Below are 15,013 nucleotides of genomic sequence, written 5' to 3'. Positions count from 1 at the left end.
ATCAGCGGCGACGGAACAGCGGCAGCGGTTCGTCAGTGGCGGCCTGGTAGGTCACCGAGAAGTCTTTCAGGCTTTCCAGCGCATCGTACGGGTCCTTGTCGGCGCGCAGGGCGAACGCATCGAAACCGCAACGGCGCATGTAGAACAGCTGATCGCGCAGCACATCGCCAATCGCCCGCAGTTCACCTTTGAAACCGTAGCGGTCACGCAGCAGGCGGGCGTTGGAGTAGTTGCGGCCGTCGGTGAAGGCCGGGAAGTTCAGGGCAATCACCTGGAACTGCGCGACGTCGGCACCGATTTCCTCGGCTTCTTCATCGGCATCCAGCCAAACGCCCAGCCCGCCGTCGCGGGCCTTGAGCGCGTGAGCATGATCACGCCACAGGGCCAGCGGCACGATCAGGTCGTCGCAGTTGGAGATACCGTCAAGGGTCGCGTCCTTGGGCAGCAAGTGCCAGGTTTCGTCGACCACCTCGTTGTTCTTAATGATTCGCTGCATAGACGCGTTCCTTGAAGAGGTCGATGCCAATACGCTGGTAGGTGTCGATGAAGCGCTCGTCTTCGGTGCGTTGTTCAACGTACACGTCGATCAGCTTCGAGATTACGTCCGGCATGTCGTCCTGGGCGAAGGACGGGCCGAGGATCTTGCCCAGGCTCGCGTCACGGCTGGCGCTGCCGCCGAGGGACACTTGGTAAAACTCTTCACCTTTCTTGTCCACCCCGAGGATGCCGATGTGGCCGACGTGGTGGTGACCGCAGGCGTTCATGCAACCGGAGATGTTCAGGTCCAGCTCACCGATGTCGAACAGGTAGTCCAGGTCGTCGAAACGACGCTGGATCGATTCGGCGATCGGGATCGACTTGGCGTTGGCCAGGGAGCAGAAATCGCCGCCCGGGCAGCAGATGATGTCGGTCAGCAGACCGATGTTCGGCGTGGCGAAACCGCTTTCACGCAACTCGCCCCACAGGGTGAACAATTGGCTCTGCTCGACGTCGGCCAGAATGATGTTCTGCTCGTGGGAAGTACGCAGTTGACCGAAGCTGTAGCGCTCGGCCAGATCGGCGACGGCGTCCAGTTGCTTGTCGGTGATGTCGCCCGGAGCAACGCCGGTCGGTTTCAGCGACAGGGTCACCGCGACATAACCCGGCTTCTTGTGCGCCAGGGTGTTGCGCGAGCGCCAGCGGGCGAAGCCCGGGTGTTCCTTGTCGAGTTCGGCCAGTTGGGCAGTCTGATTATCCAGAGCCTTGTAGTCCGGGTCGATGAAGTGCTTGGCAACGCGATGCAGTTCGGCTTCGGTCAGCGTGGTCTGACCACCGCGCAGGTGTTCCATCTCGGCATCGACTTTCTGCGCGAAGACTTCAGGGGTCAGCGCCTTGACGAGGATCTTGATCCGCGCCTTGTATTTGTTGTCGCGACGGCCATAGCGGTTGTACACACGCAGGATGGCGTCGAGGTAGCTCAACAGGTCCTGCCACGGCAGGAACTCGTTGATGAACGCGCCGACCACCGGGGTACGGCCCAGACCACCGCCGACCAATACGCGGAAGCCCAGCTCGCCGGCGGCGTTGTGTACCGGCTCAAGGCCGATGTCGTGGACTTCGATGGCCGCACGGTCAGCGGTCGAGCCGTTGACGGCGATCTTGAATTTGCGCGGCAGGTAGGCGAATTCCGGGTGGAACGTGGTCCACTGACGGACGATCTCGCACCACGGACGCGGGTCGATCAGTTCGTCTGCAGCGACACCGGCGAACTGGTCGGTGGTGACGTTGCGCAGGCAGTTGCCGCTGGTCTGGATCGCGTGCATCTGCACGGTGGCAAGTTCGGCGAGGATGTCCGGGATGTCTTCCACCGCCGGCCAGTTGAACTGCACGTTCTGCCGGGTACTGATGTGGGCGTAGCCCTTGTCGTAGTCACGGGCAATCTTGGCCATCATGCGCACCTGACGCGAGGTCAGTTGGCCGTAAGGCACTGCCACGCGCAACATCGGCGCGAAACGCTGGATGTACAGGCCATTTTGCAGGCGCAGGGGGCGGAATTCTTCTTCGCTCAGCTCACCTGCCAGATAGCGTCGGGTCTGATCACGGAACTGCTTGACGCGGTCCTCGATGATCCGCTGATCGTACTCGTCGTATACGTACATATAAGTCCTGTTCTCAGGCTTTGGGCTACTCGGAAAACGCTGCGTTTTCGCTTGCTGGAGTCCGATGGTGCCTCTGCAATTACGCGCGCACGGCCGCGCACTCCCTAACGGAGCCGGGGCAATATACCCGTTTGCAGTTATGCGCAAAAGTGATGTTTGAGTATATGTAAAGAACCAAATCGCCTAACGAGAATGGTTGTTGATTAACCCACATTTGTCGCGGGGACAATCATCGTCTTAACTGTGATCGAGTCTTTCTGCAATCACCGATAAAACCGACAAGAGGCGATGCAATGAGCAATCCGACCAAGGCAAAAAAAAGCGATAGCAGTGTCGATGCGTGGGCCATTCTGTTCCTGATCATTCTCGTAGTAGGGACGGCGGTATTCTGGGTCAGTCATCAGTAAACGACCGATTCGGGCCCGCTTCCGACGATTGTCGGACAAAAAACGGGATCAGGCGTCAGTAGCCGCTGATTCGGGGGCTATAATGCGCGGCCATTTTTCCCCGGGCCCGAATCATTCATGTTGAAGTTTTTCCACCTCAGTCTCCTGCTGCTCGGTGCGGTTTTCGGACCCGCGGCCCGGGCTGAGTCGGTGCTGTTCCTCAATCCGGGTACCACTCAGGAAGCGTTCTGGGTCAGCTATTCGCAATTCATGCAGGCGGCGGCCCGGGACCTGGGCGTCGACTTGCAGATTCTTTATTCCCAGCGCCAGCCCGAACTCACCGTGGCTCAGGCGCGAGTCGCCCTGCAGGGGCCGAACCGGCCCGACTATTTGATGTTCGTCAACGAACAGTACATTGCGCCCCAGATCCTGCGGCTGGCCGAAGGCAGCGGGGTCAAGCTGTTCATGGTCAACGCGGTGCTGACCGCCGATCAGCAGGCGCTGGTCGGGGAGCGGCCTGATCGCATCGGCAGCCTGGTGCCCAATGACGAGGAGGGCGGCTACCTGATGATGAAGGAGCTGATTCGCCTGCATCCGCCTGTGGCACGGGGTGCGTCGATCGAGGTGCTGGCATTCTCCGGCCTGAAGATCACCCCGTCGGCGCAATTGCGCGAACGGGGCATGCAGCGCGCCCTCGCCGAACATCCCCAGGTGCGGCTGCGGCAACTGGTCTACGGCGAGTGGACACAGCAGCGCGCCTACGAACAGGCACGGCAACTGGTCGGCCGTTATCCGAACGTATCGCTGGTGTGGTCGGCCAATGACGAAATGGCGTTCGGCGCAATGCGCGCGTTCGCCGAAGTGGGCAAGGTGGCGGGCAAGGATGTGCTGTTCAGTGCGGTCAATACCTCGCCCGAGGCGTTGCGCGCAGTGGTCGATGGACGCTTGAGCGCGCTGGTGGGCGGACACTTCACCCTCGGTGGCTGGGCGCTGGTGGAGTTGCACGACTATGAGCAGGGCGTCGATCTGGATATTCATGGCGGGCGTGACCGTCAATTGCCGCTGCTGCAACTGATCGACAAGCGTCAGGCTCGGCAAATACTGGCCATGGGCGCCTCGCCGGATTACGGTGTGAGTTTTCGCAAACTGTCCGCCAAGGGGCGCCCCGCGTCCTATCGCTACCCGTTCAACCTGCAGACCCTGATGCACTGAACCCTGTCACACCCCGGCAAAGTGCAGCACCAGCTTGACGATGGCAAACAGCGTCAAGGCAAACATCGCGGTAAACAGGATACCCAGCAGCACGAAATGGCTGGGTTTGCCATGAGTGAAGTCACGTGCCCGGTTTTTCCCGCTCTGCACGCCGAACGCCGCGGCCATGACGCTGTGCAGCATCTGCCAGAAGCTCGGTGGCTTGTTGTCGACTGGATCGTCCATAAATCCCCCGTCTCAAAGGCTGTTCCGACAGCATAGTCAATGCGCCGGTTTGTGCTGCGTCGGCGAAGTGTCCGGTAACAAACGGGTGTCGATGCGATAACTATGTACCGCACACCGGCTGCGGGGAAATGGTGTCCTGACGTCTCACTTTTCAGGAGAGACAGGATGTCCACTCAACTCCCGACGTTGCCCGTCGAAACACGCGCCCCGCGCAATCTGCCCGGTGCAAGTGCGCCGACTCGAACCGGCCCAAGCCTGCATGGTCCGTTGCTGGAACAGACGATTCCCGACTGGCTGGTCGACGCCACACCGGCCCGGCGTGCGGCCTTGAAACAAGCCCCCACGCGGATGCCGGCCTGGCATCAGGCGTTGTCCGCTGCACAGCAGCAGGGCTTGACCGAGCAGGTCACGGCCGGGTTTCGCGCCCAGACCCGACTGGACCAGACCATGGCGGGCCTGGAGGGCATCGAGGCTTTTGCCCAGGCGCTGCTGGTCAAGGCGCTCAAGGCGCAATTCAACGTCGAGGTCGACGTCAACAAGACATTGCTGTGCCTGCGGCGTCCGCTGGAACTCGGCGTGCTCGAAGTGGAAGTCTCCACTTTCGAGGTTCTCAAGCTGTCGCTGCTGCAGGCAGCGTTGCACAACTTCGAGGCCTGGGAGTGCGAGGAGGGGGCCTATCATCGCGCCTCGGGGTTCGTCGTCGAGACCGCGACTGCCGGCACATTCCAGGTGGTCACTCCCGGCATCACGGTGCGTGAGTTTCTGGCGCTGTGCCGCTCGCTGGACATCGGAGCGCTGTACCAGACCCGGGTGAACAGCTTTTTCAACGATACGCAGGCACTGCGCGAACAGTTCATCGACAGCCAGAAAGGCGCCTTGCGCGCCGCAGCCGAACTGGCCCTGCTGAAAAAGGACATCGAGGCCGACGACTACCGCATGCTCCTGTCGGTGGTCGCCGGCGAAATGCGTCCGCAATTACGCAACAAACCGGTGTGGTTCCGCGACCTGGGCCTGATGAAACGGCGGATGACCGGCTGCGTGGTGTTCAGCATCTGTGAGCGCTATCGCTACACCGATGATTTCATTGTCTACATCCCCCACGATCCGGAGCAGCCGCTCAAACGCTGCAACTTCACGCAGTTGAACGCTATGCTCAAACGCCGGTTCACGGCGCGGGATCCGGCGGCGGCGCCAGGCGATGCAACTGCCTACCAGCGGTTTTTCAGCCAGTTCGTGGCGTATGCCGATCGCCCATACTATTTCAGCCAGTTCACCCGCCCGGCCGCGACCACACCCGTGGATCCGCTGCATTCGGTGTGGGTGAAAGTCGCGCAGTTGATCCCGCCGTTTTCTGTTATCGCGCGGATCAAGGAACTGCCGCCCGAGCGTCAGGGCCAACGCGAGCCGCAGGAGGATCCTTACCTCAATCCGGTGGATGTCACGCACCAGGGCTCGGCCGGGCTCTGGGCGGAAAACAGCGATCTGTGGGCTTACCTGTACGAACAGCATCGCGCCCGATTCATCGCCGATGCTCGGGCGCATGCGGTGCCGACCGCCGATGCGGATGCCAAGGCCCGTGCGCGAAAGCTCAACCATCTGCTGGAGCTGGGCATGTTCGCCCTGAACATGGTGTCGATGTTCGTGCCGGTGCTGGGCGAGGTGATGATGACGGTGATGGCCGGGCAACTGCTCTACGAATCGCTTGAAGGCGTGGTCGAGTGGTCCGAAGGTGATCGTCAGGCCGCCAAGGCGCACCTGGTCGATGTGGCGCAGAACCTCGCGCTGATCGGGGTGATGGGCGGCGTGGGCAAAGCCTTCGGCAAATTGAATGCAGTCAAGCCCGAGCCGCTGATCGAGGCGCTAGAACCGGTCGAATGTCCCGACGGCAAGACCCGTCTGTGGCAGCCCGACCTGACGCCCTATGAGAGCCCGGTCAGTCTGGACGCGGCAACCGGCCCCGATGCGCAGGGCCTGTATCGCCTGAACGGCGAAACCTGGATTCGCCGGGAGGGCAAGGTGTACCGCACGCAGTACGACGAAAGCCTGCAGAAGTGGCGCATTCTGCACCCGAGCGATACGACCGCCTATCGACCGATCCTGCAGCACAACCGCCTCGGCGCGTGGCGACATACGCTGGAGCGCCCGCTGACCTGGGATCGACTGACGATGCTCAGGCGTCTCGGACACTCGACCGAGGCCTTTTCCGACCAGCAGTTGCTGGAGATTGCCGATGTCAGCGGCGTCAGCGACGACGCGCTGCGCCAGACACACCTGGAGCACCAGCCTGCGCCGCTGGCACTGGCCGACACGTTGCGCCTGTACGCAGCCGATCAGGCCACAGGGCGGATCATCGATCAGGTTGAGCAAGGCTTGCCACTCGACGAACAGTATCTGCTGACGCTGCCATTGCTGGGCGAGATGCCGCGCTGGCCGAGCGGACGGGTGCTCGAGGTTTTCGACGGACCCGGGCTGAGCGGGGCACATGTGCGGTATGGCGCGTCGCTGCTGCCGGGTGAACGTCTCAAGGCACCGATCCGCGTGTCGCGTGCCGATGTGCTTGAAGGGCAGTTGCCTGCGCGGATCCTGGCGGCGCTGGACGAGCCGGAGATCCAGTGGATGCTCGGAAGGGAGCCCGCCCGCGTCGTCGAATCGCGCCCGACCGAGTTGCGAAAACAGTTGGCCGAGCACTTGAAAAGCCGCCAGCCGGCGATGTTCGAACAGCTGTATGCCGAGCCGCAACTGCAGGATCCGCGCATCGCCAGGCTACAAGCCGCGACCCCCGGCCTGGGCAGCTCTGCCGCGGTCCGGGTGTTGCTCAACGCCAACGCCGAAGAACTGGGCCGCCTGCGAACCGGCAAACGCGTGCCGTTGCGGCTGCTGGAGGAGTCACGCGAGTACGCGCGCCAGCGCCGCTTCGATCACGCGGTGGCGGGTTTGCACATGGAAAACATGGCCGCCGGCGAACGCCAGTGGCTGGCCCTGCGCGCGCTGCAAAGGCTGCGCGGCTGGCGCGATGATGTGCGGCTGGAGGTGCGTGAGGGCAGTTTCCAGGGGCCGTTGCTCGACAGCATTGGCAGCGAAAGCGCCGGGCAGACCAAATACCTGATCAAGCGCGGGTCGGTCTATCAGGCGTTCGACGAGCGCGGCGAACCCCTCAACAGCGTGCCGCGTCACGGCGACAATTTCTTCGCTTCGATCATGCATGCATTGCCTGATCAATCCCGCCAGTCACTGGGGTTTGCCGATGTCTCCGCCAGCCTCGACCTGCGTCGAGCGGTGATCGAGCATGTCATGCAGCACCGCAGCGAACTGGTACGGCTGGCGGCCAAACGCCAAGGCGCCAGCAAAGTGTTCAAAGCGCCGGTGCGCGTGCCTCGGCATGGGCCGGGCTATTACGCCAGCGGTCGCGGACTGGGCGTCAATCCGCTGCTGGTGAGCCGGGTGCAGGACCTCTATCCGGCGCTGACCGATCAACAGGCCGGCGCTTTTATCCTCAAACAGTTGTCGCTGGGCAAGAGCGATGCGCAGATTTATGAGCTGTTGCAACGGCGCACGCGTGAATGGACTGAGCTTGAGTCAACGCTTGACCAATGGGAGGGCACGGAAGCGCTGATGGACGCGCCGGCAATCATGGGCGGAAAGTCCAGTGTCGTGCGCAATCTCAAGCAGAGCTGGCGCAACGCCCCCCTGGCGGACATCCAGTCGGGGGCCGGGCGACTCGACCTGGCCTGCGACGAGCAATTGCCCGCATTAACCGCAGATTTCTCCCACGTCCGTGACTTGAGTATTCGCGGGCGGTGCATCACCGATGGCAATGCCGATGCGCTGCTCGCCACCTTCACGCAGGTCAGAAGTCTGCGCATCAATGCCACCAGCGAAACGTTCAGCAACGTACCGGCTGCCTTGAGCGCAATGCCTGAACTGCGAGAATTGACCCTCTACAGCGCGATGCCGTTCGCCGCCGACATGCCGGTGCGGTTGAGCCAACTGACCCAGTTGCAGGCACTGACGGTGTGTGCGTCCAGCTATCAGGCGATTGCTTTTGACTTCAGCGCGCTGCGTAATTTGCGCCGATTGGAAATCAATACACACGGCTTGCTCGAGTGGCCCGCCGGCACCCTGCAGTTGCCCAATCTGGAGCGCCTGAATCTCAGCGACACGGGCATCAGCACGTTGCCAGCGGAGTTGCTTGAAGGGCACGAGAAACTCTGGTCGGGACTGTCCCTCGACTGGTCGAGGTTTTCCCGGGAAAACTTCAAGGTTGCGTACGAATACGTGAAAAGCCATCCCGAACACCTCATTGATCGAGAGGCGATGGTCAGGGATTACTGCAAAGGTGAACTGCGTCGTTTGGGCGAGGGTACGAGCACGTCGCCGGAGCAGGTGTTCAACCGTTTCTTTGAACGCTGGCCGGACGAACCGCAGCGTGTCAGCGCCATCGACGCCTTGAGCGAGCAATACGCAACGCTGGATCGCGGCCTCAATGACTGGCAACAGCAAGTGTTGGTATCGCAGGAATCACTCAAGGAAATCATCGGCCGTTCCAATGCGGCCCATGTCATCCGGACCAGTTGGCGCAAAGGTCTGTTCAAACGCTATGGCTCGACGGTTTCCGCCTCGACCCTGGATTTGTCGGGGCTGATGCTCAGCGATCTACCGCCGTTGCCTGCCGAGGCATTCAGCCATGTGCGCAGCTTGCTGTTGCAGGGCCAGCGTGTGGGCGCGGCGCAGATGCGCAGCTTCGTCAGCGCGTTCGACGAGCTCAAGACTCTCGACCTGAGTGACAACTCGCTGGAGGCGTTGCCATTGCAGCCGGAGCGGCTGGCCAGGCTGTCGCGGCTGGATTTCTCCGCAAACCGGTTGAGCGACACCTTGCAGGTGCAAAAAACACTGGAGGCCTTGCCCGCCCTCGAATACCTGGACCTGCACGACAACCCACTGACCGACTTGAACGTCGGTCGGTTGGGGCGCCTGAAGGCCCTGAGTCTGCGCGACACGAGGATACAAAACTGGCCGACGGGCGCCGAGGATTTGCCGCAGTTATCCTGGGTCGATCTGCGCAACAGTCAGATCGCCGCGCTGCCGCCGACCCTGCTCGAAAGTCATGCGTTGATCCATACCAATCTGACCGGTGCACCGTTGACGGCGCAAGCGTCCGAGGCGCTGCGAGCAGCGCAGCACCGCATCGAACTGGAAGTCGGTTTGCCGGAGGGCGCATTGGCGGCGTTTGCCAACGAGCCGGTGCCTGACGTCTTTCCCCCGGCCGAGGATGGTTTGTCGATCAGCCGCCATCTGCTGCCGCTGGCTCAGGCGTCTGTCAGTGAAGGGCAGGCCTGGATGATCGAAAGCCTGCAACGGATACAACCGGCCCTGACCGATGAGCAGGCCTTGCAGGCCATCGAAGAGTTGCGCGGCAGCGGGCTTGCGGATACGCAGATCAGCGCACGCATCGCCGGCTGGAGCGAGACTTACGATACCCTGGTGCGCACCCTCAATGGCTGGCTCTACACCCGGAATTTCCGCGGAGCCGACTGGTCCATCTCGTCGCAGACCCGCAACCTGGCGGCCTGGCGCATCCTCACCTGCTGGCGGGCACGATTGCCCGGCGCGCAGGCTCAGGCGGAGGTTGTGCTGCATCTCAACGGGCTGCAACTGGGCGATCTGCCCCGGCTCCCGCAGGACTTTGCCCACGTCGAGCGCCTGAACCTGACAGGTGTGATGCTCACGGCCGAGGGTTCCAACGATTTCCTTGCGGCGTTTAACCAAGTACGCAATCTGGTGCTCAATGGCAATGAGCTGACAACGTTGCCGGAAGCGGTCCGGCACATGAGTGCGCTGGAATGGCTGGAGCTTTCCAGCAATGGGTTCGACGACGCGGGGCCGCTGTACGAGGCGTTGTCCGGTCTTGAACATCTGCGCTGGCTGGATGTGAGCTACAACAATTTCGAGGCGTTTGACGTCAGTTTCCTGCCTCGCCTGGAGAGCCTTGATCTTGCCAGCAACAACCTGACCGAATGGCCGGCCGGTACGCTCGACGCGCAATACCTGCGAAGGCTGGTACTGAGTCGTAACGACATCACCACGATTCCTGAGTCAGCGCTCGAGGGAGACCATGATGACCTGATCGGCGGCACCGACCTGACCGACAACTACAACCTCTCGCCACAGACGCTGGAGCAGATCCGGGCGTATCAGACGCGCACCGGCTACCAGCAGGTCCTGGGTTTTTCGGTTACGGAGCTGGAGGAAATGGTCGATGATGCCACCGGCGGGCTGAGCGAAACCACCGACAGTTTCGAGTCCGACGAGACCCTGCCGCCGGAACCGGCGGATGTCCAGCAGAAGGCCCCGTGGCTGGCCAATCTGGCACCCGAACAGATGGTCACTCGCGGCCAGTTGTGGGACCAGTTGGCGGCCGAGCCGGACAGCGCGGCGTTCTTTCATTTGCTCGAACGTCTGCAGGACACCCGCGAATTCAGGATCGCCAATGCCGATCTGACCCGGAGGGTGTGGACGGTCATGGAGGCCGCTGCCAGCAATACGCAACTGCGCGAGGTCATCTTCGCCGGTTCCACCACCCATGGCACCTGCGTTGACGGACGGATCCTCACCTTCAGCGGCCTGGAGAGCAAAGTGTTCACCTATAACGCCTTGCTCGATTTGCCGGCCGGTCGTCCGGGTATCAGGGGGCAGGCCTTGTTGGCGTTGTCACGCCAGCTGTTTCGCCTGGACAAAGTCGATGAGCTGGCGCGCAGCGCGGCGGCGAGCAGCGGTTTTGACGAAGCGGAGGTGCGCCTGGGCTATCGCATCGGGCTGACCGGGGGCTGGGACGACGGGCTGGAATTGCCGGGACAACCGAAAAACATGACGTTCGCGTCCGGCGTTACCCCGCAGCAACTGGTCAACGCCCGGGCCGAGATACTCAACGCCGAACGCTCCGAGCGGTTTCTGGAGGACCTGATTCAGCGCGACTACTGGCTCGACTACCTGCGCGAGCAGCAGCCTGAAGCATTCAGCAAGCTCGATGAAGCGCAATGGCAGGAGGAGGGCGAAGATGAAGGGCTAAGTGTCGACGATCCACTGTATCTGAACAGGCTGTTCGACCAGGCGGCCGAGCGCAATGCCAGGCTTATCGAGTTATCGCGACAGGAGATCGAACAGATCGAATCGTCTGCCTCCGCACCGAGGCCCGGCTCGTCCAGGTCGTTGTCAGGCGCGTAAAGCGTGGTGACGGTCAATCCCCGGCACCCCGGGGATTGACCGGCCGATCACTCGTCGTAACCGAGGTTGGGCGCCAGCCAGCGCTCGGTCACGCTCAGTTCCTGACCTTTGCGCGAGGTGTAGCTCTGCACCTGGTCCTTGTCGACCTTGCCCACGGCGAAATATTGCGCCTGCGGATGGGCGAAGTACCAGCCGCTGACCGCGGCTGCCGGGAACATCGCGTAGTGTTCGGTGAGGAACACGCCGCTGCGCCCGGCACGCATTTCGCTGGCCTCGGGGTCGAGCAGGGTGAACAGCGTGGCCTTCTCGGTGTGATCCGGGCAGGCCGGATAACCCGGTGCCGGACGGATACCGGAGTACTGCTCTTTGATCAGCGCGTCGTTGTCCAGCACTTCGTCCTTGGCGTAACCCCAGTGCTCTTTGCGCACTTGCTGGTGCAGCCATTCGGCGCAGGCCTCGGCCAGACGGTCGGCCAGTGCCTTGACCATGATCGAGTTGTAGTCGTCGCCAGCGTCCTGATAGGCCTTGGCGACTTCTTCGGCGCCGATGCCGGCGGTGGTGATGAAACCACCGACGTAGTCGGTCACTTCGCTGTCTTTCGGGGCGACGAAGTCGGCCAGCGAGAAGTTCGGCTTGCCGTCGGTCTTGATGATCTGCTGACGCAGGTGATGCAGGCGTGCCATTGGCTTGCCGTCATCGCCGTACAGTTCGATGTCGTCGTCATGCACCTGATTGGCCGGCCAGAAACCGAATACCGCACGGGCGCTGATCAGCTTCTCGTCGATCAGCTTGGTGAGCATTTCCCGCGCATCCTTGTACAGCGCGGTGGCCGCTTCACCGACCACTTCGTCTTCGAGGATGCGCGGGAATTTGCCGGCCAGGTCCCAAGAGATGAAGAACGGCGTCCAGTCGATGTACTCGGCCAGAACATTGAGGTCGATGTTGTCCAGCACCCGGGTGCCGGTGAAAGTCGGTTTGACCGGCGAGTAGTTGGCCCAGTCGAACTGCGGCTTCTTGGCAATCGCCGCCGCGTAGCTCAGACGCTCGGTACGGGCGCTGCGGTTGGCGGTGCGCTCACGCACATCGACGTATTCCAGGCGGGTTTTCTCGACGAAACCGGCCTTGAGTTCCTTGGACAGCAACTGCGTCGCCACACCAACCGCACGCGAGGCGTCGGTGACGTAGACCACCGCGTCGTTGCTGTACTTCGGCTCGATCTTCACCGCGGTGTGCGCCTTGGAGGTGGTCGCGCCACCGATCATCAGCGGCAGATGGAAATCCTGACGCTGCATCTCGCGGGCCACGTGGACCATCTCGTCCAGCGACGGGGTGATCAGGCCGGACAGGCCGATGATGTCGCACTTTTCTTCCTTGGCGACCTGGAGGATCTTTTCCGCCGGGACCATTACTCCGAGGTCGACGATGTCATAGCCGTTACAGCCCAGTACCACGCCGACGATGTTCTTGCCGATATCGTGTACGTCGCCTTTGACCGTGGCCATCAGGATCTTGCCCTTGGCTTCCGGCTTGTCGCCTTTTTCCAGTTCGATGAACGGGATCAGATGCGCTACGGCCTGTTTCATCACGCGTGCGGATTTCACCACCTGCGGCAGGAACATTTTGCCGGCGCCGAACAGGTCGCCGACGATGTTCATGCCGGACATCAGCGGGCCTTCGATCACTTCGATCGGGCGGGCGAACGACTGGCGCGACTCTTCGGTGTCTTCGACGATATGGGTGGTGATGCCCTTGACCAGCGCATGCTCCAGACGCTTGTTGACGTCCCAGCTGCGCCACTCTTCGGTCTCGGCTTCCTTGACGCTGCCGTCGCCCTTGTACTTGTCGGCGATGGCGAGGAGGGCGTCGGTGCCTTCCGGCGTGCGGTTGAGGATCACGTCTTCGACAGCGTCACGCAGCTCCTGCGGGATCTGATCGTAGATCTCCAGCTGACCGGCGTTGACGATACCCATGGTCAGGCCGGCGCGGATCGCGTACAGCAGGAACACCGAGTGGATCGCCTCGCGCACCGGGTTGTTGCCACGGAACGAGAACGACACGTTGGACACGCCGCCGGAACTCAGCGCATATGGCAGCTCGTCGCGGATGTAGGCACAGGCGTTGATGAAGTCCACAGCGTAGTTGTTGTGTTCTTCGATGCCGGTGGCCACGGCGAAGATGTTCGGGTCGAAGATGATGTCTTCCGGCGGGAAGCCGACTTCGTTGACCAGAATGTCGTAGGAGCGTTTGCAGATTTCTTTCTTGCGCGCTTCGGTGTCGGCCTGGCCGGCTTCGTCGAACGCCATCACCACCACTGCAGCGCCGTAGCGCTTGCACAGTTTGGCGTGGTGGATGAACTGCTCGACGCCTTCTTTCATGCTGATCGAGTTGACGATGCCCTTGCCCTGAATGCACTTGAGGCCGGCTTCGATCACTTCCCATTTCGAGGAGTCGATCATGATTGGGACGCGCGAGATGTCCGGTTCACCGGCGATCAGATTGAGGAAGGTCACCATGGCCTTCTTCGAATCGAGCATGCCTTCGTCCATGTTGATGTCGATCACCTGGGCGCCGGCCTCGACCTGCTGCAGGGCGACTTCCAGGGCTTCGGTGTAGTTGTCTTCACGGATCAGACGGGCGAACTTGGCGGAACCGGTGATGTTGGTGCGCTCGCCGACGTTGACGAACAACGAACTGCGATCGATGGTGAACGGCTCCAGGCCCGAGAGGCGGCAGGCCTTGGGGATGTCCGGAATCTGCCGCGGTGCGTAACCGGCCACGGCCTTGGCGATGGCTTCGATGTGGCCCGGCGTGGTGCCGCAGCAACCGCCGACGATGTTGAGGAAACCGCTCTGGGCGAATTCTTCGATGACCTTGGCGGTGTCCACCGGCAACTCGTCGTACTCGCCGAATTCGTTCGGCAGACCGGCGTTCGGGTGCGCGGAAACGTGGGTGCTGGCCTTGTTCGACAGCTCTTCCAGGTACGGACGCAGTTCACTGGCGCCGAGGGCGCAGTTGAGGCCGACCGAAATTGGCTTGGCGTGGGCCACGGAGTTCCAGAACGCTTCGGTGGTCTGGCCGGACAGGGTGCGGCCGGACGCATCGGTGATGGTCCCGGAAATCATGATCGGCAGTTCGATGTGCAGCTCTTCGAACACGCCTTGCACAGCGAAGATCGCGGCTTTGGCGTTGAGGGTGTCGAAGATGGTTTCGATCAGGATCAGGTCGACGCCGCCCTCGATCAGGCCCTTGGTGGCCTCGGTGTAGTTCTCCACCAGTTCATCAAAGGTGACGTTGCGGTAGCCGGGGTTGTTCACGTCAGGCGACAGCGAGCAGGTGCGGCTGGTAGGGCCGAGCACGCCGGCGACGAAGCGCGGCTTGTCCGGGTTCTCGGCGGTCTTGGCGTCGGCCACCTTGCGCGCCAGTCGTGCGCCTTCTACGTTTAATTCGTACGCCAGCTCTTCCATGCCGTAGTCGGCCATGGAAATGCGCGTGGCGTTGAAGGTGTTGGTTTCCAGAATGTCGGCGCCGGCATCCAGATAAGCCTTTTCGATGCCGCCGATCACGTCCGGACGGGTGATCACCAACAGATCGTTGTTGCCCTTGACGTCACTCGGCCAGTCAGCGAAGCGTTTGCCGCGATAATCCTGTTCTTCGAGCTTGTAGCTCTGGATCATCGTGCCCATGCCGCCGTCGAGAATCAGGATGCGCTCTTTGAGGGCTTGCTTGAGAGCTTGAAGGCGGACGCTGCGATCGGACATTGGGACTACTCGAAAAGACCATGACGAAGGGCCGGGATCATAACAAACCTGTGTGGTTTTGGAGCGTGTGGTG

The 15,013-nt window shown here is 61.9% G+C and carries 6 protein-coding genes; 2 read left to right on the top strand and 4 right to left on the bottom strand.

Annotated features, from left to right (window positions below; translation table 11 throughout):
• Window position 1: 1 nt before the first annotated feature.
• The gene (locus M0814_RS00860) at window positions 2–496 is read right to left on the bottom strand and encodes a DUF934 domain-containing protein (protein ID WP_103484763.1); all 495 of its coding nucleotides are present in this window, start codon (window positions 494–496) and stop codon (window positions 2–4) included.
• On the bottom strand, window positions 480–2,138 hold the full coding sequence (locus tag M0814_RS00855) for a nitrite/sulfite reductase (protein ID WP_103484762.1): 1,659 nt from the start codon (window positions 2,136–2,138) through the stop codon (window positions 480–482). Before M0814_RS00855 ends, M0814_RS00860 begins: the two co-directional genes overlap by 17 nt.
• Before the next feature lie 524 nt (window positions 2,139–2,662).
• On the opposite strand from M0814_RS00855, the gene M0814_RS00850 reads away from it, so the two are divergent.
• Complete coding sequence (locus tag M0814_RS00850) at window positions 2,663–3,736, top strand: ABC transporter substrate-binding protein (RefSeq protein WP_103484761.1); 1,074 nt, start codon at window positions 2,663–2,665, stop codon at window positions 3,734–3,736.
• Window positions 3,737–3,742: 6 nt separating this feature from the next.
• Here M0814_RS00850 and M0814_RS00845 read toward each other — a convergent pair whose 3' ends face one another.
• Window positions 3,743–3,961 (bottom strand): DUF2970 domain-containing protein, encoded by a 219-nt coding sequence (locus M0814_RS00845; protein ID WP_003225504.1) that lies wholly within the window; start codon window positions 3,959–3,961, stop codon window positions 3,743–3,745.
• 165 nt (window positions 3,962–4,126) lie between these two features.
• On the opposite strand from M0814_RS00845, the gene M0814_RS00840 reads away from it, so the two are divergent.
• Window positions 4,127–11,182 carry an NEL-type E3 ubiquitin ligase domain-containing protein gene (locus M0814_RS00840; protein ID WP_103484760.1) on the top strand — a complete coding sequence of 2,352 codons (7,056 nt, stop codon included), beginning with the start codon at window positions 4,127–4,129 and terminating at the stop codon, window positions 11,180–11,182.
• A 47-nt stretch (window positions 11,183–11,229) separates the two neighbouring features.
• Here the strand turns inward: M0814_RS00840 and metH are convergent, their stop codons facing one another.
• Complete coding sequence (metH, locus tag M0814_RS00835; protein ID WP_103484759.1) at window positions 11,230–14,940, bottom strand: methionine synthase; 3,711 nt, start codon at window positions 14,938–14,940, stop codon at window positions 11,230–11,232.
• Window positions 14,941–15,013 lie beyond the last annotated feature (73 nt).

This window comes from Pseudomonas sp. MWU12-2020 (assembly GCF_023100605.1).
GTDB lineage: Bacteria > Pseudomonadota > Gammaproteobacteria > Pseudomonadales > Pseudomonadaceae > Aquipseudomonas > Aquipseudomonas fluorescens_H.
This window is presented reverse-complemented; position numbering and strand designations above follow the sequence as displayed.

What these genes read in the sequence shown, in the direction of transcription:
- M0814_RS00860 (WP_103484763.1), bottom strand. Translation starts at nt 496, where the DNA reads ATGCAGCGAATCATTAAGAACAACGAGGTGGTCGACGAAACCTGGCAC.
- M0814_RS00855 (WP_103484762.1), bottom strand. Translation starts at nt 2,138, where the DNA reads ATGTACGTATACGACGAGTACGATCAGCGGATCATCGAGGACCGCGTC.
- M0814_RS00845 (WP_003225504.1), bottom strand. Translation starts at nt 3,961, where the DNA reads ATGGACGATCCAGTCGACAACAAGCCACCGAGCTTCTGGCAGATGCTG.
- M0814_RS00840 (WP_103484760.1), top strand. Translation starts at nt 4,127, where the DNA reads ATGTCCACTCAACTCCCGACGTTGCCCGTCGAAACACGCGCCCCGCGC.
- metH (WP_103484759.1), bottom strand. Translation starts at nt 14,940, where the DNA reads ATGTCCGATCGCAGCGTCCGCCTTCAAGCTCTCAAGCAAGCCCTCAAA.
- M0814_RS00850 (WP_103484761.1), top strand. Translation starts at nt 2,663, where the DNA reads ATGTTGAAGTTTTTCCACCTCAGTCTCCTGCTGCTCGGTGCGGTTTTC.